The organism is Massilia sp. MP_M2 (assembly GCF_039123635.1).
In the GTDB taxonomy this organism is placed as follows: Bacteria; Pseudomonadota; Gammaproteobacteria; order Burkholderiales; family Burkholderiaceae_D; genus Telluria.
Window position 1 is genome coordinate 115,601 of the sequence record NZ_JBCHJF010000001.1, and the last position, 24,207, is coordinate 139,807.

The following is a 24,207-nucleotide window of genomic DNA, read 5'->3' on the forward strand; positions in this document are numbered from 1 at the left end:
ATAACTGTGATTGCCTTTATGAAATGCGCAATCAACGTTAGGTGTTGGAAGCGCCCATGAAAAAAGCCCGCGACACTTGCGTGCGCGGGCTTTTGCGGGAGCGAACTTGCTTACTCGATTTCGACCGTCTCGGCCGGAGCCGGTGGCGGGCTGACATCGCCTTCGGGGAACTCGAGGACAACATCGTCCTTCTCGTTCAGGTCGACCGTGACACGGCCACCGTTGGTCAGGCGACCGAACAGCAACTCGTCAGCCAGTGCCTTGCGGATCAGGTCCTGGATCAGACGCGACATCGGGCGTGCACCCATCGTCGGATCGAACCCTTTCCGGCCGAGGAACTTGCGCAGCTTCTCGGTGAAGATGGCTTCGACTTTTTTCTCGTGCAGCTGCTCTTCGAGCTGCATCAGGAACTTGTCGACAACGCGCAGGATGATGTCTTCGTCCAGCGCGCGGAAGCTGATGATCGCATCCAGGCGGTTGCGGAACTCCGGCGTGAACATGCGCTTGATATCGGCCATCTCGTCGCCTGCTTCACGCGAGTTGACGAAGCCCACTGAACGCTTGGTCAGGCTCTCGGCACCCGCGTTCGTGGTCATGACGATGATCACGTTACGGAAGTCGGCCTTGCGACCGTTGTTGTCGGTCAGCGTGCCATGGTCCATCACCTGCAGCAGGATATTGAAAATGTCCGGGTGGGCTTTTTCAATCTCGTCCAGCAGCAGCACGGTGTGCGGCTTCTTGGTGATCGCTTCGGTCAGCAGGCCGCCCTGGTCGAAACCAACGTAGCCCGGTGGCGCGCCGATTAGACGCGACACAGCATGCCGCTCCATGTATTCGGACATGTCGAAGCGCACCAGCTCGACGCCCAGGATGAAGGCGAGCTGCTTGGCGACCTCGGTCTTGCCGACACCGGTCGGACCCGAGAACAGGAACGAGCCAATTGGCTTGTCCGTCTTGCCCAGGCCGGCACGCGCCATCTTGATCGCAGCCGACAGCGCTTCGATCGCCGGATCTTGCCCGAACACGACGTTGCGCAAGTCGCGGTCGATCGTCTGCAGCTTGCTGCGATCGTCCTGGTTGACCGACTGCGGCGGGATGCGCGCGATCTTGGCAATGATGTCCTCGATCTCGGCCTTGCCGATCGTTTTCTTCTGCTTCGACTTCGGCAGGATGCGCTGGGCAGCGCCGGCCTCGTCGATCACGTCGATTGCCTTGTCGGGCAGGTGACGGTCATTGATGAAGCGCGCAGCGAGTTCAGCGGCGGTGGTCAGGGCCGAGGCCGAGTACTTCACGCCATGGTGCTCTTCGAAGCGCGATTTCAGGCCGCGCAGGATCGCGATGGTCTGCTCGACCGTCGGCTCGTTGACGTCGACCTTCTGGAACCGGCGGGACAGCGCGTGGTCTTTTTCGAACACGCCGCGGTACTCGGTGAACGTGGTCGCGCCGATGCACTTGAGCTGGCCATTGGCCAACGCCGGCTTGAGCAGGTTCGATGCGTCCAGCGTACCACCCGATGCCGAACCGGCGCCGATGATGGTGTGGATCTCGTCGATGAACAGGATGCCGTTCGGCGTGTCCTTGATCTGCTTGAGCACGGCCTTCAGGCGCTGCTCGAAGTCACCGCGGTACTTGGTGCCGGCCAGCAGTGCACCCATGTCCAGCGAGAACACGACGGCGTTCTGCAGGATTTCAGGCACGTCTTCCTGGACGATGCGCCATGCGAGGCCCTCGGCGATCGCGGTTTTACCCACGCCCGCCTCGCCCACCAGCAGCGGATTGTTCTTGCGACGACGGCACAGGATCTGGATCACGCGGTCGACTTCTTCCTCGCGTCCGATCAGCGGATCGATCTTGCCATCTGCCGCTGCCTTGTTCAGGTTTTGCGTGAACTGGTCCAGCGGGCTCTCTTTGGCCTGACCTTCGACCTGCGCTTCCTCGACGCCTTCGGGCGCCTTGGACGTGTCGACCTGCTGGTCCTTGCGCACGCCGTGCGAGATGAAATTGACGACGTCGAGGCGGGTCACGCCCTGCTGGTGCAGGTAGTACACCGCGTGCGAGTCTTTTTCGCCGAAGATCGCCACCAGCACGTTGGCGCCGGTGACTTCCTTCTTGCCGTTGGACGCCGACTGCACGTGCATGATCGCGCGCTGGATCACGCGCTGGAAACCCAGCGTTGGCTGGGTGTCGACCTCGCCCGTGCCAGGCACGGTCGGGGTGTTATCGCCGATGAAATTCGTCAGGGTCTTGCGCAGGTCTTCAATACTGACCGCGCACGCACGCAGGACTTCGGCGGCCGAAGGATTATCGAGCAATGCCAATAGCAGGTGCTCCACGGTGATGAACTCGTGGCGTGCCTGGCGAGCCTCGACAAAGGCCATGTGTAGGGATACTTCAAGTTCCTGCGCAATCATACTTCCTCCATCACGCACTGCAGGGGATGCCCTGCCTTGCGTGCATGCGTTAAGACAAACTCCACTTTGGTACACGCTATATCTTTGGAAAACACGCCGCACACCCCTTTGCCATTCTGGTGTACCGACAGCATGATCTGCGTGGCGGTTTCGCGATCCTTGTTGAAATACTCCTGGATCACGGCCACGACAAACTCCATCGGCGTGTAATCATCGTTCAGTAGCGCCACCTGGTACAGCGGAGGCGGTTTGACGGTCTGCCGCTCTAGCAGTTGTTCAGTATCGTGCTTCGTTGCCATGGGGTATTCTAATACTTCCGGGGTAAGTGCCAAGCGTTAAAATCAGCTCGTTTTCTGGTGTTTCCATCTTACGCGTTTTCGGATAACTGCGCAGATGGCGTTTCGATTGCCAAAATCAAGTCCAGCGGACAGGAATTCCTTGAAAAATTCGACAACCCGCGCCCCAAACCCCTTGACTTGCGTGATTATTCCACCAACAATGCAGTTATCGACTTTGTACTTATGTACTCGTTGATAAGCAGTTAGCAGGCTGAGGAGGGCAAGAGGTTTCTTGCTTTTATGGCTCGTGTGATTTGTTAAATTTGAAAGTTCTTTTATGGCAACTGGTACTGTTAAGTGGTTCAATGATTCCAAAGGCTTTGGCTTCATCACGCCTGATGACGGCGGCGAGGATCTTTTCGCACACTTCTCCGCAATCAACATGAACGGTTTTAAGACCCTCAAAGAAGGTCAAAAAGTCCAATTCGAAGTCACGCAAGGCCCTAAAGGCAAGCAAGCTTCCAACATCCAGGGTAACTAATCGTTCCCCTTCCGGAAGTGAAAAGCCCCACTCTCGCAGTGGGGTTTTTTTTCGCCCGTCCCAGCGGCAGGCAGCGCGTTAGAGTTGTTCGATCAGCACTTCACCGAAGCCCGAGCACGATACCTGCGTCGCCCCTTCCATCAGGCGCGCAAAATCATAGGTGACTTTTTTCGACACAATTGCCTTGCCCATCGCCGCGATGATCAGGTCGGCCGCCTCGCTCCAGCCCATGTGGCGCAGCATCATCTCGGCCGACAGGATCAGCGAACCGGGATTGACGTAATCCTTGCCGGCATATTTTGGCGCCGTGCCGTGGGTCGCTTCGAACATCGCGACCGAATCGGACATGTTCGCGCCCGGCGCGATGCCGATGCCGCCGACCTGGGCCGCCAGTGCATCGGAAATATAATCGCCGTTCAGATTCAGCGTGGCGATCACGCTGTATTCGGCCGGACGCAGCAGGATCTGCTGCAGGAAGGCGTCGGCGATCGAGTCCTTGATCATGATGTCGCGCCCGGTCTTCGGATTCTTGAGCTTGCACCATGGGCCGCCATCAAACAGCTCGGCGCCGAATTCCTTCTGCGCCAGCGCGTAACCCCAGTCGCGGAAGCCCCCTTCGGTGTACTTCATGATATTGCCCTTGTGGACCAGCGTGACCGAGGGCTTGTCGTGGTCGATCGCGTACTGAATCGCCTTGCGCACGAGGCGTTCGGTACCCTCGATCGAGACGGGCTTCAGGCCAAGGGCCGACGTGGCCGGGAAGCGGATCTTCGACACCCCCAGCTCGGCTTTCAGGAACGCGATCAGCTTTTGCGCGCCTTCCGAACCCGCCTCCCATTCGATGCCGGCGTAGATGTCCTCGGAATTCTCGCGGAAGATGACCATATCGGTTTTTTCCGGCTGCTTGAGCGGCGACGGCACGCCGGTGAAGTAACGCACCGGGCGCAGGCAGACATACAGATCGAGTTCCTGGCGCAGCGCGACGTTGAGCGAGCGGATGCCGCCGCCGACGGGCGTCGTCAGCGGGCCCTTGATCGACACAACGTACTCCTTCAGCACGTCCAGCACTTCAGCCGGCAGCCAGACGTCGGCGCCGTAGCGCCTGGTCGCCTTCTCGCCAGCGAAGATCTCCATCCAGGCGATGCTGCGCTCTCCGCCGTAGGCCTTGCGCACGGCCGCATCGACCACCTTCTTCATCACCGGCGTGATGTCCGCCCCCGTGCCGTCACCCTCGATATACGGAATGATCGGCGTGGCCGGCACGTTCAGGCTGAAATCAGCGTTGACGGTGATCTTCTGGCCCGCAGGCGGGACGGTGATATGCTGGTACATCAAGTTCTCCAGGTAGGTGGCGAGAGGCGGTGCGAACGACGTGACAACCGGCGTGATGAACTACGTTACGAACTACGTTACGAACTACGTTACGAACTCGCCTACAATGTCGCCGTTGCCAGCGTCAGCCGATGGCTGCTCTTCATTATGCCCCAGTATTTTGCCATATCGCCACGCTACCGGCTGGCCGCCCTTTCATTCGCCCTACTGCATCGTCATGTCCCTGATTCTCTTTAATAAACCGTTCCAGGTCCTGTGCCAGTTCTCGCCCCAGGACGGCCGCGAGTCCCTTGCTGACTACCTCAAGATTCCCGGCATCTACCCCGCCGGCAGGCTCGACGCCGACAGCGAAGGCCTGATGCTGCTGACCGACGACGGCCAGCTCCAGCACAAGATCGCCCATCCGGATCACAAGGAAGCCAAGACCTATCTGGTGCAGGTCGATGGCGTGCCCGATGCCGCCGCCATGGCGCGCCTGCAGGCACCGCTCGACCTGGGCGACTTTGTCACCAAACCGTGCCGCGCCACGCGTATCGCCGAGCCCGAGTGGCTGTGGCCGCGCAATCCGCCGATCCGCGCGCGCCAGGACAAACCCACAAGCTGGATCGCCATCACGCTCGAAGAAGGCAAGAACCGCCAGGTGCGCCGGATGACGGCGGCCGTGGGCTTGCCGACGCTGCGCCTGATTCGCAGCAGCATCGGGCCGTTTTCCCTGAGCACGCATCCATTGCTGCCGGGCGAATTCATCGACGTGCCGGCGTATTCGCGCCACGCGGGCAAATAAAAAACCCGCCGACCTTGCGGTCGGCGGGTTTCAGTTACGGCAGCGGTGCAGTTCAGGCGAACGAATCGATCGCCGCATTGAAGGTGGCGCTCGGACGCATCGCGGCGCTCACCTTGGCTTCATCCAGCTTGTAGTAACCACCGATATCGACCGGCTTGCCCTGCACTGCCAGCAGCTCGGCAACGATGGTCGCTTCGTCATCGGCCAGTTTCTTGGCCAGTGGCGCGAACGTGGCGGCCAGTGCGGCGTCGTCGGTCTGCCCAGCCAGCTCTTGCGCCCAGAACAGCGACAGGTAGAACTGGCTACCGCGGTTGTCGAGCTCGCCGGTCTTTGGCGATGGCGACTTGCGGTTGTCCAGCAGCTTGCCGGTGGCAGCGTCCAGCGTCTTGGCCAGGACCTTGGCCTTCTCGTTGCCGGTCTTGAGGCCCAGGTCTTCCAGCGACACGGCCAGTGCCAGGAACTCGCCCAGCGAATCCCAGCGCAGGTGGTTTTCTTCGACCAGCTGCTGCACGTGTTTCGGGGCCGAACCGCCGGCGCCCGTTTCGTACATGCCGCCACCAGCCATCAAAGGCACGATCGACAGCATCTTGGCCGACGTGCCCAGTTCCATGATCGGGAACAGGTCGGTCAGGTAGTCGCGCAGGATGTTGCCGGTCACCGAGATGGTGTCCAGGCCGCGCCAGACGCGCTCGAGCGTGAAGCGCATCGCGCGCACTTGCGACATGATCTGGATATCCAGGCCGCTCGTGTCGTGGTCTTTCAGGTAGACCTTGACCTTCTTGATCAGTTCATTTTCGTGCGGACGATACGGGTCGAGCCAGAACACGGTTGGCATGCCCGAGTTGCGCGCGCGCGTCACCGCCAGCTTGACCCAGTCGCGGATCGGCGCATCCTTGACCTGGCACATGCGCCAGATATCGCCCTGCTCGACGTTTTGGCTCATCAGGACTTCGCCGGTGGCGAGGTCGGTAATGTTGGCCACGCCGTCTTCAGCAATCTCGAAGGTCTTGTCGTGCGAGCCGTATTCTTCGGCTTGCTGGGCCATCAGGCCGACGTTCGGTACCGTGCCCATCGTCTTCGGGTCAAACGCGCCGTGCCATTTGCAGAAGTTGATGATCTCTTGATAGATGCGCGCGAAGGTGCTTTCCGGGATGACGGCCTTGACTTCCTTCAGGCGGCCATCGGCGCCGTACATCTTGCCGCCGGCGCGAATCATGGCCGGCATCGATGCGTCGACGATCACGTCGTTCGGCGAATGGAAGTTGGTGATGCCCTTGGCCGAATCGACCATGGCCAGTTCAGGACGGTGTTCCTGGCAGGCGTGCAGGTCGCGGATGATTTCTTCGCGCTGCGACGACGGCAGGTCGGCGATCTTGTTGTACAGATCGGCCATGCCGTTGTTGACGTTGATGCCCAGGCTCTCGAACAGCGCGCCATGCTTCTCGAACGCTTCTTTGTAGAACATGCGCACGCAGTGACCGAACACGATCGGGTGCGACACCTTCATCATCGTTGCCTTGACGTGCAGCGAGAACAGCATGCCGGTGGCGTGCGCGTCTTCGATCTGGGCTTCGTAGAAGGCCAGCAGCGCCTTGCGGCTCATGAACATCGAATCGATGATTTCACCGGCCAGCAGCGAGACCTTTGGCTTGAGAACAATGGTCTGGCCGCTCTTGGTGACCAGTTCCATCTTGACGTCGCGCGCCGCTTCGACGGTCATCGACTTTTCGCCGTGGTAGAAGTCGCCGTCGGTCATGTGCGCCACGTGGGTGCGCGATGCTTGCGACCATGGGGCCATCGAGTGCGGGTTCTTGCGCGCGTATTCCTTGACGGCGCGCGGGGCGCGGCGGTCCGAGTTACCTTCGCGCAGAACCGGGTTCACTGCCGAACCGATGCACTTGCCGTACTTGGCCTTGGTCGTTTTTTCTTCGTCGGTCTTCGGGTCCGACGGGTAGTCAGGGATGTTGTAGCCCTTGTCCTGCAGTTCCTTGATCGCGGTGATCAGCTGGCTGACCGAAGCGCTGATGTTCGGCAGCTTGATGATATTGGTGCTGGCTTCCAGCGTTTTCTTGCCCAGCTCGATCAGCGAATCGGGCACGCGCTGCTCTGCGCTCAGGTTCTCCGGGAACGCTGCCAGGATACGGGCCGCGACCGAGATGTCGCTGGCGGTGACGGTGATGCCGGCCGGCTTGGTGAAGGAGCTGACCACAGGCAGGAAGGCGTGGGTCGCCAGCAGGGGCGCCTCGTCGGTCAGGGTGTAGATGATGGTCTGATCACTGCTCATGCACATTTTCCTCGGTAATCGCGACGACGTCGCGCGTAGTAAAAACTGACAATTGGCCGCGGCCCAACAGATGGGTTCCGGGCGCTGGGCGCCGATGCCGGACATTCTACCCCTCTCCACGACGGAAGGGCCAGAGAACACCGACGAACATTCCGATGGGGTTGCGGCCGCTTCTTGCCAGGCCGCGAAACCTGCCTTCAACACAAGTCTTCTATAAGACATAAGACGCGCCATATTATGCCCCACCTTGGCGGCAGACACCAGTTTTTACGTCATCCACGACCCCTGCAATGCATTCCGGATGGAAAAATCGATGCGCCAAGCAAAAAAACCCGCCGGGACCGAAGTCGGGCGGGTCTTTCCACTGCACAGAACTTGCCTGCGCGGCCCGGGGGGCCGCACGCACGCGGGCTTTACGCCGACAGTGCTTTCAGGGCTGCAGCCAGGCGGCTCTTATGGCGCGCTGCTTTGTTCTTGTGAATGATTTTCTTGTCAGCGATGCTGTCGATTTTCGACACGGACTGCTGGAAGATCAGGGTCGCGGCTTCTTTGTCGCCAGCCTGGATGGCTTTGCGAGCTGCCTTGATTGCGGTGCGCAGGGTCGAACGCTGCGACGAATTGTGCGCGTTTTGCTTAACTGCTTGACGAGCGCGCTTGCGCGCTTGTGCGGTATTTGCCATGGAATTTCCTAAATCGGGGTCAAGTTGCGTTTGCAAACATTAGCGACTGTTAAACCGGCGCAGGAGCCTGCCCAACGATTAGTGTCTGCTAACAGAATTCAGTACAGCCCATGATTATAGCGAAGCTTTCAAGTCTGGGCAATTCAAAATTCAAAGATTGTCGACCGGATGTCTGTACCGGTCGAGTTGCACCAGTATAATCTCGCGCCATGAACCTGCTCAGAACCCTCGCCGCCATCTCCAGCATGACGATGCTTTCGCGCGTCACCGGCCTCTTGCGCGAAAGCCTGTTCGCGCGCGCTTTCGGCGCCTCGGCCTATACCGATGCCTTCATCATCGCGTTCCGCCTGCCCAACCTGCTGCGGCGCCTGTTTGCCGAAGGGGCGTTCTCGCAAGCGTTCGTGCCGATCCTGTCCGAATACAAGACGCAGCATGGCGACGCGGCCACCAAGACCCTCGTCGACCATGTCGCCACGTCGCTGCTGTGGGCCACGGTGCTCACCAGCATCGTGGGCATCATTGGCGCCCCGCTCCTGATCATGGTCCTGGCCGGCGACCTGCGCGAAACGCCCGGCGCCTACAACGCTTCGGTCGTCATGACGCAGATGATGTTCCCGTACATCGCCTGCATGTCGTTCGTCGCGCTGGCCGGCGGCATCCTCAACACCTGGCGCCAGTTCAAGATCCCCGCGTTCACGCCGGTGCTGCTGAACCTGTCGTTCATCTTCGCTTCGCTGGTGCTGGTCAATTACCTCGAGCAACCGATCTACGCAATGGCGATTGCGGTCTGCGTCGGTGGCGTGCTGCAGGTGGCGATCCAGATCCCGTCGCTCGTCAAGATCGGCATGCTGCCGCGCATCTCGTTCAATCCGATGACGGGCCTGCGCGACGCCGGCGTGCGCCGCATGCTCAAGAAGATGGGTCCGGCCGTGTTCGCCGTGTCCGCAGCCCAGATCAGCCTGTTGATCAATACCGGCATCGCCGCCAGCCTGGCCGCCGGCGCCGTCTCGGCCCTGCAATACGCCGATCGCCTGATGGAATTTCCGACCGCGATGCTGGGCGTGGCACTGGGCACGATCCTGCTGCCGTCGCTGTCCAAAGCCAATAGCGAAGGCGACACCGCCGAATACGCGGCGCTGCTCAACTGGGGCCTGCGCCTGACCTTCCTGCTCGCGCTGCCGGCCGCGGTCGGCATGGCCACGCTGGCGGTGCCGATGATCGCCACGCTCTTTCACTACGGGAAATTCGACGATGCAGCGCTCGTCAATTCGTCGCTGCCGCTGATGGCGTACAGCGCCGGCCTGCTTGGCATCATCCTTGTGAAGATCCTGGCGCCGGCGTTCTACGCCCGCCAGGACGTCAAGACGCCGGTACGCATCGCCGTTGCCGTGCTGGTCGCCACGCAGCTGATGAACCTGATCTTTGTGCCGCTGATGGGCGTGGCAGGCCTGGCCCTGTCGATTGGCCTGGGTGCCTGCATCAATGCCACCTGCCTGTATATCGGCCTGCGCCGGCGCGGCATCTACACGCCGCAGCCGGGCTGGGGGAAATTCTTCCTGAAGCTCGCTCTCGGTGTGGCAGTCATGGGCGCCGTTGCATGGTTCGGCCAGGCGCAGTTCGACTGGGCCGCGATGAAAGTCACGCCCGGCCTGCGCATCGGTGCACTGCTCGGGATCATCGTGGCCAGTGCGGTGACGTATTTTGCGATGCTTGCGCTGCTGGGGTTCCGGCCGCGTGACTTCCGGCGCCGCGCGGCCTGAACGCCAATCAGTCTGCGCCGCCCCGGCGCAGCGCCGCGATCCGCGCCACGGCATTGCGCTGGCCCGGATCGGCCGCCACGGCTTTTTCATAGGCCGTAATGGCTGACTTGGTGTCACCGAGCGCTTCATACGCCTCGCCTTCACTGTCGAACGCATTGGCGTACGTTGGCTCGAGGAATGTGGCCAGCTTGAACAGCTCGAGCGCACCGCGCGCATTCTTTGCACGCAGCAGCTGGTAGCCCAGCGTATTCATGCTCACGGGGCTGAGCTTGAACTCGGGCGAGCGTGCCACCATCCCGGCGTAGATCGACTGCGCATCCCGAAAGCCGGCCTTCGCGAACGCACGCAGGAAGTCGCCTTCGCCGAGCAGTTCATGCCGGACCGGCGTGAATGCCATCGACATCACCTGCGGGCCGATACCATGGCGCGCCGGTGACTGCTTCAGCCATGCCAGAGCCTCGCCGTCCTGATTCAGATACGCGTCCAGGAACCGGCGCGCATACAGCGCGCCGCTGCGGTACGCCTGCAGCACGTCGGCACGCGCATAGTCGCCAAACGCAGCATCGTCGGCAAAGCGCAGATGCCACGCGCTGAAATCCGGATGCGTCATCGGCGGCAGCGTCGCGACATACACGTCGGAATAGGTCATCGTGTTGAGGTAACTCTTGCCGAACTTGTCATCGCGCTCCATCGCTTCTGCGGAGGGCGCACGCGCGCCCAGGAACAGCATCGGTACCGCCGTGCGTGCTGCCTGCACATAGCCAGCCGCACTCCACACCTTCGGGTGGTAACGGATGGAGCCGTCCAGGCTGACCAGCGCCTTGATGCGGCTGGAACGCGCCGCGGCAAACACATTGGCCATACCGCCCCAACTGAAACCTGCCGCCGCGATGTTGTCGATGTCGGCCTGCGGCAGCGTCTGCGCGAAATTGGCAATGAACGCGATATCGGCGGCCTGCGCCTCGACGCCTTCGACGTCGTCGGTCATCATGACCGAGCGCGCGCCCAGGCTGCGGCTGGCGAGCACCACATAACCATGGCTGGCCAGGTATTCGCACAGGTCGATGTTTTCATGCGCTTGTGCGGCAAAGCTGGGCGCGTAGATCACCACCGGAAAGCGACCTGCGGCGGCGGCGGCGTCACGCACGGCCAGCGTCGGCGCGCCGTACTGCGCTTTTTGCGGGCCGGCCATCCAGCCTGCCCGCTGCCTGGTGGCTTCGGCGGCCGGCGCGGTGAAGTCGACATCACTCAGACTGGTCTGCTGATAATCTGCCGCCAGCATCGGCGCGCCGCCACCACGCCTGGCTGGATACCAGACCAGCATCTGGATTGGCCGGCCGGGCGCAGCATTGCCGGCCTTGCCGAACGCGTCGACCGGTGGCTCGAGCAGCCGGCTGTAATCGTATTGCTGGATGACGCGCAGGCCGACGGCATGCGGGCCGGCCTCAGAGATCAGATTCGGCGCGGCAGGCGCCGGCACGCCGGCGCTGGCACTGACACTGGCAGCGATGGAGAAGAAGATCAGGACGGGACGCAGGCTCATTGGCGATTTCGTTGGCGACTTCATTGGCTGTTCACTTGGCTGGTGCGGCCGGTGGCCGGATCGGCGTGTACTGCGCCGAGACCAGCTTCCACGCGCCATCCTGCTGCAGCGCCACGAAACTCGAGCGCAGCGAGGCTGTGCGGGATTGCCCGCCAACGGTCATGGCGTATGACACCCTGGCGAGCACGATGGCGGTATTGCCCAGCACGCGGGTCGTGATTTCATCGACGCTGATGGCCGGCAGCGGCTTGTCGTCATGCTTGACGTAGAACGACAGCATCTTCGCGCGTGGGTCGACCTCGCCCAGTGGGGAAATCTCGCTATAGTTTTCGGCTGTCAGCGCTTCCAAAGTGGCGCGGTCGAACGTGCCCTGCGCGGTGGCGAAGCGCTGCACCAGTTCGCTGACCGACTGTTCCGGCGTGGCGGCGTGGACGACCGTGATTGACAGGCAGGCGAGCGCGCCCGCCTTACAAAGCGTGTAGCTGCAACGGCGCGACAGGACAGAGATCATGCGACTCCTCGTAAAGTTGGTCAACGCCGGCAGTGGCGTTACGGTGACGGTCGATCATAGCAATCGGCGTAATCGTTGCCTATTAAAAACGGATACGTATGGGTGCTGGGTAATCCGGCGTCCTAATTAAGCTCGCTACAAACTAATCACGTTCGCCACAAGACGAGAAAGTTTGCCATAGCAACCGCAGTCTTTCGTCGTCTCAGCGTCTTGTCTTGGATACAACCAGGATGTACACTGAGCAATGCTAGCTTTATGCTATGGCCAAACGCGGTTCTCCAATCGGCATCGACCGGCACTAACATAGCGATCACAATTCAAAAGGCAAAAAATTGCAAACAATCGAATGGTTAACCGTTGCTGTCGTCCTCGCCACTGTGCTTGGACCACTTATAACTTGGCTCGTGATGAAGCGTCAGTTTGCCAGTAAGCGTCTGTCGTACACCTACGAGATCGTGCCACTACTTAATTCTGACGCAGATCTCGCGCGAGATCTGAAGGTCTTTTACAAAGACGAAGAACTTCCCCAACCAGCATTGCTAACCCTTACGATTAGCAATACGGGACATACGGCTATCGAAATGGCTGAGGTAATCGTACAACTTCCAGGCCCAACTTACCTTATTCCCGGAGACTTCTTGGAGATGCCGCCTGGGTACCTCCATCTTTGGGACATTGATCGCACTGACGCTGAGGAATGCACGATCCGATTCAAGCACATCAATCCAAAACAAGTCGCTCGTGTGCGCCTTTTGATGGACGAAATTCCAAACGGCGCTCCACTAGTTTCCTGCCCTATGGCAAATGTGCAGTGCGTTCGCGGAACTCCGGTTTCAGTAGGTATGCTTGCGGAATTTGTCGTAAAAGCCGTTGCACCGCAACTTCTTAGAATATAAGAAATTGCCTCAACCATATTTAACCAAAAGGTCTGCTTTGGCTGATTCCGGCTTGTCGCGGCCACCGCTGGATTTTTAGCTTGGCAATCTGCTATGCTTGCCTGAACGGCCAGGTTGGGCGAGAGAGCGCCGTTCATGGTTTGAAGGGAGCGTCTCCATGCTTCGGACAACCTTGTACATGAGCCTCACTACTAATTGAAGGGTAAGTTGTACACTGTCCTCGTAGCTGAAAATTTCCGCAATGAGTAGTAAGGAAATTTGAGAAAGCATCTTTACTTTCAAAATTCGGGACCTAGCTCTATATTAAGGAGAATAATATCGAAATTTTTCAGGAAATTAAGGCGTATTTCGAAAGCTTGAGTTGGGCTGCAAACTTCATGGCCTTTCTTCCAATATTTGGGGGCGCGCTTTGGATTTACAAAAAAAAGGAGAATATCTTGAAGTGGTTTGGCCGGCGAAAATTAGCGGGCATTAAAGATTATATGATATTAAATGCGCCAAACTATGCTTTCGATATTAAAGGTGTGAAGATAGTAGTAGTTGACGATAACCCCGATGATTTTCCTCTTGATTATTTGCGAAGCACTTTTGGACAAGTAACAGTAATTGATAAGATATCTCTATCGGAAGCTTCTAGGCTTGTCGGCTACGATCTAATTTTTCTAGATATGACCGGCGTGGTGACTGAAGATCCGAAATATGGCGGACTCCAGTTGATAAAAAAGGTTAAGCAGCTACCGGATTCGCCAATTGTCGTTGCAGTGTCGCGCGCTCGTTTTGATCCCACTGCTACAGATTATTTCAGAATTGCAGATGATGTTTTAAAAAAACCACTGACAGAAATGAAATGCGAAGAAGTGGTACTCGAGCTAGTGAAAGACAAACTCTCACCGTTCAAGGCAGCAGATACCATTGATAGCGAAATTTTGAGTAAAAGCAAAAATGATCGAGAAAAAGATAAAATGAACAACCTTGTTTTTTCATTTTTAGACAAAAAAATTCTCCTTGATGAGCTTCGCGGGGAATTATTAAACAGCTATAGAAATCTTGATACATCACTAATCCTAGTTAATGTTCAGCGCATAAAGGCAGCTTATGGTCCTTAACGATGCACTTTCCTCAGGCGCTTTATACACTCCTTATCCTCTTAAGGTTGAGGGATTCAGGCTTAAGGGGGCAAGATTTGATTTTTCGCCAGTGTGCACTGAAAACTGTTTTCAGGGTCAAGGAAAGTATTACTGCAGGCACGGACTGGCCTATAAATGGATCGACATCAACAATGAAAAATTGTTAGTTTGTGGTTACATCGATTCGGGCTCGAAGATTAATAAAGAGGATCGAACAAAACTTCTGAACCGTTCTTCTACAGATTCAAAGGTATTGGATTGGTCAACTAAGCTAAAAAAGCTATTGGCCTTGTCAAATCGTTCAAAAGATGCTGTCAACGATCTAGGATCGTTGCATGAAATCACACGATGGGCCACACAAGTGCATACGATTGCGCAGAGAATGCTAATCAAAGACAAATCCATAGATTTCGCTGCAAATTTCCAATCGGCAAATAAGGACATGCGATCGCTGTTCAAGGCTAGTGAGATGTTGGTTGATGCCTTTGATTATTTAGGGATATATTTTAACCCATCATCAGCGGCGTTTGGAAGAAAACGCTCGGTTGACCTTTACAAGTTAGTAGACAAGATTCGCATTATTCTTATGGAGGCGGAAGGCGCTGCACTAAACAAAAAGATTTATATCACTGGGGAATTGCGTAGAAATATCGATCTATACGAATCTTTTAAGATTATCCCATTTTGCCTCTTGCAAAATGCAATCAAATATTCATTCGATGGCGAGATCAACATTTCATTCGCCTCAACGACAAATTGTATTGAATTGGGTGTTGAGTCATCTGGGCCGCCTATTTCCGACGAGGAAAAAGTTAAGATCTTCGAGAAGGGCTATCGTGGCGCATGGTCCAAAGGAATGCATCATGAGGGCTTAGGCGTAGGGTTATACATCGCAAAAATCGTTGCAGATGCTCATGATCTTGAAATAAAGGTTAGAAGCATTGATCGCAATTACTCACGCGAAGGTATTCCAGTACATTCAAATACATTCAGTATTCGGTTCGCTGGCGGTTCAGCAGCAGAACGGCGCGCAGCCCCAAGATAACCTTCATTGCTCCATTGTACCGCTAGATAGTGGCAATGCTACCGCTTATACTGGTGCCGGAGAAGTCTTTCATTTGATAGCAGCGCAACAGTTCCGTGCATAAGGCGAAGTATCAGCAATCCGATGAAAGTTATTGATCGTTAGCTTTGGGGCACCAACTGGCATTCGCGGCAGGTGGCGTTCATCCAACCTCCTAACTGCTGGTAGTGTTCCAATCATGTGATTTTGGCTAGCTGAAAAGATTAGTGTATGTTTTCAAGCCGGCGGGGTCTACTGATCGCGCTAGTGTTCGCTTCGGTTCGACAGTTGCCGCTAATTAGGCAGTGACTTTTCCCATCCAGCAACCTGCTCAGCTGACGCAAACGGCCGAGTTTCCTCGGATCAGGCTTTCTACTGCGCTAATTCGTACTTAGATTAATGGTGCTATGCCCATAATAACAGAGGAGGTTTCATCGTGAATTCGAGCGAAGAACTAACTGCCGCCAAAATTCAACTCAGTGACGAAAAAGCTAAACTTGAGGCGCTGAGTAAAGAAAGCGCCAAACTCGAAAAGCGCCTCGCTGACAATATTGCTGGAACCGGTGGGGTGAGAGTAACAGTGCTCGAGGGCGCGAAAGCTTTCACGATTCTAAATAGTGCGGGCGTAGCCGCTATGCTTACAATGACTCAAGCCCTGATTATCAAGGATAGTTTCGGTACGTTTAAATGGTTTGCGATCGCCATCCTCAGTTCGTTCTTGATCGGCGCAGTAAGCGCTTGCCTGACATTTTTCGTACATTCGGAGTCGGCTTTGATCGCTCTCATCGAGGATAAACCTACCCCTTCAATTACCGGAATTTTATGGTGCATTAGATCCAGTATCTTTTTCTTCATTCTCGGTGCAGTTTTGATGGTCTGCGGCTTAGCTGTTGGATACTAAAAGCTACGCGGCGTTTGTAGCATGCTACTCCTTAGGCGAAGCCAGTCCTTTTCAATCATCTTACGGACAATATGTGACGTCCGCTTAGGATCGAAAGCGGCTTGTTATCCATCTGCGCGCCCTACCGGCTGTGCGCAACTTTATTGTTGGAAGCGACTGGTGCAAACACTTTGTCGACGCGTTGTGGCAGACACAATTTGCAATAACAATATGCCGTGATTGGCCTGTCCCATATGATAGCTTGCGACAGACTTTATTGCTCTTCCACAACTACCGGTTCTCGGGTAGCGTTTCCGATGTAGGCTCACCTTGCGGTTCAGGTGCGGTATCCTGTGCATTCACCGGCGCGGGTTCCGGTGCGGTATCCGCTTCTTCTATAGCCTCCGGCAGCGGCACATCTGCCGGCGCTGCCGCAGGCAAGCCAGGCGGCGCCGGTTGCGCCCCCGGCGCTGCTGGTGCAGCAGGCCGCGGCTGCAGTTGTCCAGGCCCCTGCCCCAGCGCCGGATCACGCGCCTTGAACCGCCACGCCGAAATCGTGTCCGCATTGTCCAGGCCCGCAAACCGGCTATCGAAATTGGCGATCTTCAGCGGCCTGGCCGTCGACAGACTATGCACCGCGACCACGCCCGTCGTCCCGTCCCCCAGATACACCACGCCCCACTCGGCCTTGCCCGTCAGCGGGTCGACGAAGATCTTGCGCAGGTGCCGGCGCACGCCCGGCACGCGCGGGTCTTTCAGCAATTCCTTGAGCGATGGCGGATATGGCGAGGCGCCCTGCGGCGTGGCGGCCGCGTAGCTGTCGAGCGCTGCGCTGAAGGCGGCGCCGATGTCCAGCAGTTCTTCTTCGGCCGCCACCCGTTGCAGCAGCGCGCCGATCTTGAGCGTGGCCGCGCCCACCAGGCCGATGATAGTGACAAAGATGATCAGGCCCAGATAGGTGAACCCGGCCTGGCGCCCCCGGCGTAGCCCTCCCCGAACTACCATTCCAGATAGGGCCGGCCGCGCCGGTCGTTGCCCGGCGCGCCGCTGCGCAGGTTGGCAAAGCCGCCCTGCTCCCCTTCGTGCGGCGCTTCGAGGATCCACGTGTCGCGCGCTTCGGTGACCGGGTCGAGCGGAATTTCGCGCAGGTAGCGCGCCTCCACCAGCTGCTCGAGCGACTCGGGATAGCGGCCCGTATCGGACCGGTACTGGTCGACCACCTGGCGCGTGTTGCGCAGGTTATCGGCCAGGATCGTCTCTTTCGCGCTGTCGATGCTGGGGAAAAAGCGCGGCAGCGCCACCGTCAGCAGCAGCGCAATGATCCCCAGCACCACCAGCAGTTCGATCAGCGTGAAGCCACGGCCTGTTCCATGTGCGTGCATGCGCATTGTGCTCACCTCGTGCTCACCATCTGTTGTAGGGGATGCCGTTCAGCCCCACCCGCGCGGAGCGCGAGTAGACATCATAGACATCGTCGCCTTCCTGCGGTTGATCGGGCTCGCTGGCATAACTGCGCTTGCCCCAGGTGGCGGCGTCATCGAGATCGCGCTCAGGCGTGAACGGGTCGCGCGGCAGGCGCCGCATGAAATAGATCTTTGTCTGTTTGGGACTGCGCAGGTCGGGCACGCCCTGCACCAGCAATTCCAGGCGCGCCGGATAGCCGCTGGCGTCGGCCGCCTTGGCCACGCGGCCCTCGTCGGCAGCCTTCTTGTAGGCGTCCAGGCCGGCGCGGATGTCGCGCAGGCCGCGCCGCAGTTCCTGCTCGTCGCGGCGCTGCACCGTCACTTCGGCCACCGGCAGCACCAGGGTGCCGAGCAGCCCCAGGATCGCGAGCGTGACGAGCAGCTCGATCAGCGTGAAGCCGTGCCGCGCGCGCATGCCCGGCTGCGTCATCGTTGCGGCACTGGCGGCGTCACGCCCGGCGGATAGGCAGCCGGCTGCGCTTCGGCCTCCGGCGCAGATGCAGGCGCAGAGTCGGGCGCACTCACAGGCTGGCCCGGCGGCGCCGAAGGCGGCGAGCCCAGTTGCGGCGTGGCCGGCAAGGCCGACGGCGGCACCGAGAACGACGTCGCGGGTTCCTGCGCCGGCGGCGGCGCGACCGGCGTCGTGACCGTGGTTGTCGTGACGGTCGCCGGCGGCGAAAGAGCTGGCACGGCGGGCCGCGCGCCCGTCGCCGGCAGCGCTACCTGCGCACGCACGGCATTGTCGGGCCGGCGGCGGAAGCTCGCCTCGGTGCCGGCGCCGAATTCGGACGCCGATGCGGGCGGGCGCTGCACCGCGCGCACGATGCGCGGCGTGATCGACAGCAGGATCTCGGTGCGTCCATTGCTGTCGGTCTGGCTGCCGAACAGACGCCCGACGATCGGCAGGTCGCCAACGCCCGGCACCTTGGTACCGCTGCTGCGGTCTTCATTGCTGATCAGGCCAGCAAGCACCTGGTTCTCGCCATCCTTCAGTTGCAGCATCGTGGTCGCCGAGCGGCTGCCGATGCGGTAGGCCACGGTGCCATTGCGGGTTTCGACGCGCTCGCCCAGCGTGCTGACCTCGAGGTTGATGCGGATCGCCACCTCGTTGTTCAGGTAGATGGTCGGCTCGACGTTCAGCGTCAGGCCCACGTCCAGGTACGTGATGTTATCGGATGCGAAGCCGCCGATCCCCGACGACACCGTCGCCGAGATATTCGGGATCTTGTCGCCGATGACGATCTTGGCTTTTTCCTTGTTGCGCACGCGGATGCGCGGGTTGGCCAGCGTCGTCGTGTCGCCGTCGGTCTTGCTGGCGTTGAGCGTGGCGCTGATCGGGCCCGTCGTGATCGTGCTGCTGTTCAGGCCACGCAGCTGGTCGATCGTCAGCACGTTGCCATCAAACGACGTCAGTGGCGAGAACCCGAGCGATTGCGGCCAGTTGATCCCCAGGTCCATCACGCTGCTGCGGTTGATCTCCAGCACCTCGACGTCGAGCATGACTTCGGGCTCCGGCACGTCCTGCAGCGCCACCAGTTGCGTGGCGATGCGGATCGCTTCCGGATTGTCGCGCAGGATCACCAGATTCAGTTTTTCGTCGACCACCACATCGCGGCTCTTGAGGATCGTCTTGAACGTGTTGGCGATCGACTTGGCGTCGGCGTTCGCCAGAAAGAACGTCTTGACCGTCATTTCCTGGTACTCGCGCAGCTTGGCCGCGACGTTCGGGTAGATCAGGATCGTGTTGCCGTCCATGACCTGGCGCTCGAGCTGGTTCGTCATCAAGAGGTAGTACACGGCCGCTTCGACGGTGCTGTTCTTCAGGAAGATCGAGGTCCGGGTATCGGCCTTGACGTCCTTGTCGAAGATGAAGTTCAGCCCCGAGTGACGGGCGATGATCTCGAACACCTGCTTGAGCGGGGCATCCCGAAATTCGAGGCTGATGGGCTTGCGGTAGCTGGCCGCCAGCGCCGCCGGACCGGATGGCGCAGCCGCCGACTTCTCGTCGATCTCCAGCAGCAGCAGGCGCGCCGCCTCGTGCGCCGGACGCTCGGTCAGCACGGCCGCCAGCTTGTTGCGCGCCGTGTCGATATCGTCCTTCTCGAACGCGGCGCGCGCCTCGATCAGTGCGGCGGCATGGCGCCGGTCCGCCTCGACCTGGCGCAGGCCAGCGCGGGCGCGGTCGTTGCCCGGATCGATGGTCTGCACGCGCCGGTATTCGCTGCTGGCCACGTCGATCTGGCCGGCGGCCAGCGCGCGGTCGGCCGCGTCCACCATGCGCACGACGGCGCCGTCGCGCGCGCGCAGATACGCCGCCTTGTATTCGGGATTGCCGGGATCGGCGGCCAGCGCTTCCTGGTACTTGGCCAGGCCGGCGCCGACCTTGTCCTGGGCCACCAGTGCGTTGCCCTCCTGGTAGGCGCGCTGCGCCGCGCAACCCGCGAGAAGAAACGGCAACAGCAGCAGGGTCAACCCGCGCATCGGCAAACGAGCCATCAATCGAATACTCCAATATTGAGCTGCTGGACCTGGTCCAGCGGCAGGTAAGTCAGGGTCAGCGTGGGCGGACGGATCGCGTCGACGCGGTAGGCGCCGTCGATCGTTGCGCCGTCGCGCACGAGATAGGTACGGTCATTGCGGGCCAGGTAGATTTCCCACACGCCGTCCTGGAGCGACTTGCCGATGTACTTGAATGGCAGGGGCGGCGCCACGGGCGGTGGCGGCGGTGGCGGCGGCGCGTTCGATGGCGGCGGCGGTGGCGGCGTCCAGTCGTGGCGCGCGAACAGCCCCTGCTCGCCCTCGCCGAAGCGCTCGCCGTCAGCGCCGATCAGTTCATCACGCGGGACCAGGCGCACGATCGCGGTGTCCGCAACGGGCTTGGCCACCGCGACAGCCGTGCTGCGCGCGGGCGCAGTGGCGGTAGTCCTTGCAACGCGCTCGGCCGGTTCGGCCAGCGTGTTGTCAGGGGTCGTGTCGCCAAACACGACCAGGCCGGCGGCCAGCGCCAACGCGCCACCCATGGCGATGTGACGGGGCTTCATCGCGCTTCTCCCGGTGCTGCGCTGCGCTCGGCAAGATAGAACGTCAGGCGCAGCCGCGCGTCGACGCCCGCCTCGCCAATCGCGTCGCGGCGAAACGCCACGTCGTCGAGCGACGCATGCGGCACCGCACGCAGCACGTCCATCGCGAACTGCCAGATCGCCCCGTAATTGCCCTTGACCGGCAGGTTGATCTGGTAGGCGACTAGCTTTGCGTTGCGGTCGACGGTGGTGCGGTACTCGCCCTGCTCCAGCGTCAAGCCATGGCGCGCGGCCAGTGCGAACACCGCTTTCAACTGGCGTTCGACGCTGCGCGCATCGCCCAGCGTGGCGTAGAACTGCGCCAGGTTCTGGTCGCTGCTTGGTGGCGGCGCGCTTGGTGCCGGGCGTGGTGGCAACGGCGTGCGTGCAAGGCGGCGCGCTGCTTCGTAGTCTGCGTCGAGCCGGGCCCGCGCCGGCACCAGCGCGACCTGCACGGCTGCGCCGGCCACGATCAGCGCCACGACCAGCGCCACCAGCGGATTGACGCGCGCGAGCAGCAGGCGCGCGCGCAATGGCAGGGTCGCGAGCGTCATGGCGTCCCCCATTGCACGCTGACCTGGAAGCGCAGCGGCCGGTTCGGGTCTTCCTGCATGACTTCATGGCGCATCAGCACCACACTCGTGAACCATTCCTCGGCCTGCAGGCGCGTGATGTAGGCCAGCATGTCGTCGCTGTTCTTTGCCTCGGCGCTGATGCGCAGCGTGCGCCGCTTGGCGTCCGGTTCCAGTGCCAGCAGCGCGATCGAGGCTGGCGTGGCGTCGGCCAGCGCCGCCGCCAGGTCGCGCCATGGCAGGTTCAGTTGCCCCACGGCGGCGTTGACGGCGGTGACCTGCGCCGGCGCCAGGGTCATTTTGGGCGCGGCCGCTGCCACGACGGGCGGCGGCGCACTGCGCACGGCCAGCGCCGCCTGCAAGTCCTTCAATTCCTGCTGCTGCTCGACGTAGCGCTGGGTCATGAACCCTGCGGGCACGCACATCGCCAGCACGGCAGGCAGCACGAAGATCAGGCGCGGCGGCGTGCGAAACAGCGTGCGGCGCAGGCCCGGCGGGGCGAAATCGATGCGGGTGCGGTTCACGCGGGCGCTCCCGTACGCGCCAGGCGCGCCAGGTCGGACCAGCCGTCGCCGGCGTTCTGTTCGAGCAGGCTGCAGGCAAACTTCAGACGCCCCGGGCTGCTGCCCCAGGCGGCCGGCGCCGCGCCGCACAGCTGCAGCCGTTCGGGCCGTCCCACGCCAACGCGCAGCGCTTCGCGCGCCACGTGCGCTTCCAGCCAGTCGCGATCGGCGCCGGCCGGGACCGGGCTGCTGCGCACGGCCATCAAAACCGCGCCGTCATAGGCCGCGAGCGACAGCACGCCGCCATGGACCTGGCCGAACCACGCCCCTGCCCTGCGCGCCTGGCGCCAGTGATTGAGCGCGGCGACGAATTGCGGCCGGATATCGACCAGATGAAAGCGGTGGGTCTCGGCGGCCAGCTGCAGGCCATCGAGCAGGTTCAGCGGCGCGGCGCTGGCCAGAAACGGCTTGCCCGCATCCCAGTCGGCGCGGATCACCCACTCGGCCGGCGGGGCCCCGAACAGGTGCTGGAAGCGCAGCGCGGCCGCCCCTTCGAGGTCGTTCATGCGCGTGGCTTCTCGCGGCGGCGTGACCTGCCACAGGCGGATCAATTCGTCGGCCAGCACGACACTCACCGTCCAGCCGCCGGGCGCATGGTCGGCGAACAGCGCGGAGAGGCCCGTGGCCAGCGCATCGGGCGCGAACAGGTCGAGCCGCTGCTCGGCCAGCAGCACGGGCGCGCGGCCGAACAGGCGATTGACCCTGACCAGAGCCAGGCCATCACTGGCAATGCCCAGGCGCAGGGTGTGTCCAGGAAGCTTACGCATGCAGGGTCACCCGCTTGATTTCATCGATGGTGGTGGCGCCGCGCCGCACCAGGTCGAGCGCAGCCAGGCGCAGACTGCGCGTGCCGTTGGCGTGGGCCGCGGCCTTGATGCGGCGGATCGGCTGCTTGTCGACGATCAGCTCGCGGATCTCGTCGTTCAGGGTCAGGATTTCGGCGATCGAACGGCGCCCCTTGTAGCCGGTGCCGCGGCAATCGCCGCAACCTTTCCCGCGCATGAACAGGTAGTCGCCCACCTCGGCGCGCTCGAGGTGCACCGAGGCCAGCTCGAGATCGGTCGGGTCGTGCCGCTCGCCGCAGCGCGGGCAATTCATGCGGATCAGGCGCTGGGCCCAGATGCCGTTCAGGGCCGAGACGAACGCATACGGATCGATGCCCATGTGCGTGAAGCGCCCGAACACGTCGAACACATTGTTGGCGTGGACGGTTGTCAGGACCAGGTGACCGGTCAGCGCCGACTGCACCGCGATTTCGGCGGTCTCGCGGTCGCGGATCTCTCCCACCATGATCTTGTCGGGGTCGTGCCGCAGGATCGAGCGCAGGCCCTTGGCAAAGGTCAGCCCCTTCTTTTCATTGACCGGGATTTGCAGGATGCCGGGCAGCTGGTACTCCACCGGGTCTTCGATCGTGATGATCTTTTCGCGGCCGTTGTGGATTTCGGTCAGCGCCGCGTACAGCGTGGTGGTCTTGCCCGAGCCGGTGGGGCCCGTTACCAAGAGCATGCCGTAGGCTTCCTGCGCCAGGTGGCGCAGCGTGACGAGGGACGGCGCGTCGAACCCCAGCGCTTCGAGCGTGAGCGAGCCGTAGGCTTCGATCATCGCGCGCTTGTCCAGGATACGGATCACCGCATCTTCGCCATGAATGCTCGGCATGATCGACACGCGCAGGTCGATGTCGCGCCCGGCCGCCTCGACCCGAAAACTGCCGTCCTGCGGCACGCGGCGCTCGGCGATATCGAGTTCGGCCAGCACCTTCAGGCGCGAGATGATGTGCTCGGCCAGCTCGATGCCGCCCACTGTCGTGGCGTGATCGAGCACGCCATCGACGCGGTATTTCACGGCCAGGCCACCAGCCGTGCTTTCCAGGTGGATGTCCGAGGCGCCGGCTTTCAGCGCATCGTACAGCGTGGAGTTGACCAGCTTGACCGCCGGGCTGCCCGCTTCGGACACCGACGCGAACGACAGCACGGTGCCGATCTTGCCGTCGCGCCGGCCATCGGCGGCCCCGCCAACGAGCGAGTCGACGGCGCGCGCCGATTCCTCTTGCTTGGACAAGTAGGCCTGGATGTCGGCCTGCTGCGCCAGGCACAATGCGAGCGGCCGGCTGGGTGTGGCGCGGGCCTGGGCGCCGAGCCATGTCTGCAGATCGAGATCGAACGGATCGGCCACCACGCCGACCAGGCGCCCGTCGGCATGGCGCAGCAGCGCGCAGTGGCGGGACAGCGCCTGCGCCAGCGGCAGCAGATCGAACGCCGGCGCGAGCAGCAGCATTTCGCCCGTTTCCATCACCGGCAGCGCGAACAGTGCCGCCAGGGCCTGCACCAGGTCGCGTGCATCGCGCCCGGTGATTGCTTCCAGCTCGGCCACGAGGCCCCGGCGCGACACGTTGGCTGCTGCTCTGGCCTGCGCCAGGATGGCATGATCGAACGGCGCGGCGGCCACGGTAGCGGCGTGCAT

Annotated in this window: 23 protein-coding genes; 7 read left to right on the forward strand and 16 right to left on the reverse strand. The window is 60.9% G+C overall.

The features are described from left to right. Positions 1-110 precede the first annotated feature (110 nt). Together clpA and clpS are read right to left on the reverse strand one after the other, a co-directional pair. Positions 111-2,411, reverse strand: coding sequence for an ATP-dependent Clp protease ATP-binding subunit ClpA (gene clpA / locus RCH14_RS00505; protein WP_343024216.1), 2,301 nt, complete (start codon positions 2,409-2,411; stop codon positions 111-113). Then, a complete protein-coding gene (clpS, locus tag RCH14_RS00510) occupies positions 2,408-2,710 on the reverse strand; it encodes an ATP-dependent Clp protease adapter ClpS (RefSeq protein WP_137175749.1) in 303 nt (100 codons plus the stop codon). The genes clpA and clpS overlap by 4 nt, the downstream gene beginning before the upstream one ends. Positions 2,711-3,026: 316 nt before the next feature. Here clpS and RCH14_RS00515 point away from each other — a divergent pair, with 316 nt between their 5' ends. After that, entirely contained in the window at positions 3,027-3,230 is a 204-nt protein-coding gene (locus RCH14_RS00515; protein WP_171084635.1) for a cold-shock protein, read from the forward strand. Positions 3,231-3,308: 78 nt separating this feature from the next. Here RCH14_RS00515 and icd read toward each other — a convergent pair whose 3' ends face one another. Further along, positions 3,309-4,562, reverse strand: a complete 1,254-nt coding sequence (gene icd / locus RCH14_RS00520) for an NADP-dependent isocitrate dehydrogenase (RefSeq protein WP_343024217.1) — start codon at positions 4,560-4,562, stop codon at positions 3,309-3,311. A 217-nt stretch (positions 4,563-4,779) separates the two neighbouring features. Between icd and RCH14_RS00525 the strand changes: the two genes are divergently transcribed. Further along, positions 4,780-5,346, forward strand: coding sequence for a pseudouridine synthase (locus RCH14_RS00525; RefSeq protein ID WP_343024218.1), 567 nt, complete (start codon positions 4,780-4,782; stop codon positions 5,344-5,346). A gap of 52 nt (positions 5,347-5,398) precedes the next feature. Here RCH14_RS00525 and RCH14_RS00530 read toward each other — a convergent pair whose 3' ends face one another. Together RCH14_RS00530 and rpsT are read right to left on the reverse strand one after the other, a co-directional pair. Continuing rightward, entirely contained in the window at positions 5,399-7,630 is a 2,232-nt protein-coding gene (locus RCH14_RS00530) for an NADP-dependent isocitrate dehydrogenase (RefSeq protein WP_343024219.1), read from the reverse strand. 413 nt (positions 7,631-8,043) lie between these two features. Further along, a complete protein-coding gene (gene rpsT / locus RCH14_RS00535; RefSeq protein WP_183550274.1) occupies positions 8,044-8,310 on the reverse strand; it encodes a 30S ribosomal protein S20 in 267 nt (88 codons plus the stop codon). Between the two features lie 209 nt (positions 8,311-8,519). Between rpsT and murJ the strand changes: the two genes are divergently transcribed. Further along, the gene (gene murJ / locus RCH14_RS00540) at positions 8,520-10,070 is read left to right on the forward strand and encodes a murein biosynthesis integral membrane protein MurJ (RefSeq protein ID WP_343024220.1); all 1,551 of its coding nucleotides are present in this window, start codon (positions 8,520-8,522) and stop codon (positions 10,068-10,070) included. 7 nt (positions 10,071-10,077) lie between these two features. Here murJ and RCH14_RS00545 read toward each other — a convergent pair whose 3' ends face one another. Both RCH14_RS00545 and RCH14_RS00550 read right to left on the reverse strand, forming a co-directional pair. Next, positions 10,078-11,613, reverse strand: coding sequence for a chlorophyllase/cutinase-like alpha/beta fold protein (locus tag RCH14_RS00545; RefSeq protein WP_343024221.1), 1,536 nt, complete (start codon positions 11,611-11,613; stop codon positions 10,078-10,080). 31 nt (positions 11,614-11,644) lie between these two features. Beyond that, complete coding sequence (locus tag RCH14_RS00550; protein ID WP_343024222.1) at positions 11,645-12,124, reverse strand: nuclear transport factor 2 family protein; 480 nt, start codon at positions 12,122-12,124, stop codon at positions 11,645-11,647. Between the two features lie 332 nt (positions 12,125-12,456). Between RCH14_RS00550 and RCH14_RS00555 the strand changes: the two genes are divergently transcribed. From RCH14_RS00555 to RCH14_RS00570, 4 genes are all read left to right on the forward strand, one after another. Next, positions 12,457-13,020, forward strand: coding sequence for a hypothetical protein (locus RCH14_RS00555; protein ID WP_343024223.1), 564 nt, complete (start codon positions 12,457-12,459; stop codon positions 13,018-13,020). A 377-nt stretch (positions 13,021-13,397) separates the two neighbouring features. After that, positions 13,398-14,126 (forward strand): hypothetical protein, encoded by a 729-nt coding sequence (locus RCH14_RS00560; protein ID WP_343024224.1) that lies wholly within the window; start codon positions 13,398-13,400, stop codon positions 14,124-14,126. Then, positions 14,116-15,192, forward strand: coding sequence for a sensor histidine kinase (locus tag RCH14_RS00565; protein ID WP_343024225.1), 1,077 nt, complete (start codon positions 14,116-14,118; stop codon positions 15,190-15,192). The genes RCH14_RS00560 and RCH14_RS00565 overlap by 11 nt, the downstream gene beginning before the upstream one ends. 454 nt (positions 15,193-15,646) lie before the next feature. Next, positions 15,647-16,111: a hypothetical protein gene (locus RCH14_RS00570; protein WP_343024226.1), complete on the forward strand. Its 465-nt coding sequence runs from the start codon at positions 15,647-15,649 to the stop codon at positions 16,109-16,111. A 270-nt stretch (positions 16,112-16,381) separates the two neighbouring features. Here the strand turns inward: RCH14_RS00570 and RCH14_RS00575 are convergent, their stop codons facing one another. From RCH14_RS00575 to RCH14_RS00615, 9 genes are read right to left on the reverse strand one after another with little or no spacing between them, the layout of a single operon-like run. After that, entirely contained in the window at positions 16,382-17,095 is a 714-nt protein-coding gene (locus RCH14_RS00575) for a type II secretion system protein (protein ID WP_343024227.1), read from the reverse strand. Further along, positions 17,089-17,478: a prepilin-type N-terminal cleavage/methylation domain-containing protein gene (locus RCH14_RS00580; protein ID WP_343024228.1), complete on the reverse strand. Its 390-nt coding sequence runs from the start codon at positions 17,476-17,478 to the stop codon at positions 17,089-17,091. Before RCH14_RS00580 ends, RCH14_RS00575 begins: the two co-directional genes overlap by 7 nt. 16 nt (positions 17,479-17,494) lie before the next feature. Next, complete coding sequence (locus RCH14_RS00585; protein ID WP_343024229.1) at positions 17,495-17,968, reverse strand: type II secretion system protein; 474 nt, start codon at positions 17,966-17,968, stop codon at positions 17,495-17,497. Positions 17,969-17,979: 11 nt separating this feature from the next. Next, positions 17,980-20,049: a secretin N-terminal domain-containing protein gene (locus RCH14_RS00590; protein WP_343024230.1), complete on the reverse strand. Its 2,070-nt coding sequence runs from the start codon at positions 20,047-20,049 to the stop codon at positions 17,980-17,982. Continuing rightward, positions 20,049-20,594 carry a hypothetical protein gene (locus RCH14_RS00595; RefSeq protein ID WP_343024231.1) on the reverse strand — a complete coding sequence of 182 codons (546 nt, stop codon included), beginning with the start codon at positions 20,592-20,594 and terminating at the stop codon, positions 20,049-20,051. Before RCH14_RS00595 ends, RCH14_RS00590 begins: the two co-directional genes overlap by 1 nt. Further along, complete coding sequence (locus tag RCH14_RS00600) at positions 20,591-21,166, reverse strand: hypothetical protein (RefSeq protein ID WP_343024232.1); 576 nt, start codon at positions 21,164-21,166, stop codon at positions 20,591-20,593. Before RCH14_RS00600 ends, RCH14_RS00595 begins: the two co-directional genes overlap by 4 nt. Continuing rightward, positions 21,163-21,708, reverse strand: coding sequence for a PilN domain-containing protein (locus RCH14_RS00605; protein ID WP_343024233.1), 546 nt, complete (start codon positions 21,706-21,708; stop codon positions 21,163-21,165). The genes RCH14_RS00600 and RCH14_RS00605 overlap by 4 nt, the downstream gene beginning before the upstream one ends. Then, the gene (locus RCH14_RS00610; protein ID WP_343024234.1) at positions 21,705-22,514 is read right to left on the reverse strand and encodes a hypothetical protein; all 810 of its coding nucleotides are present in this window, start codon (positions 22,512-22,514) and stop codon (positions 21,705-21,707) included. Before RCH14_RS00610 ends, RCH14_RS00605 begins: the two co-directional genes overlap by 4 nt. Then, the gene (locus RCH14_RS00615; RefSeq protein ID WP_343025012.1) at positions 22,507-24,207 is read right to left on the reverse strand and encodes a GspE/PulE family protein; all 1,701 of its coding nucleotides are present in this window, start codon (positions 24,205-24,207) and stop codon (positions 22,507-22,509) included. The genes RCH14_RS00610 and RCH14_RS00615 overlap by 8 nt, the downstream gene beginning before the upstream one ends.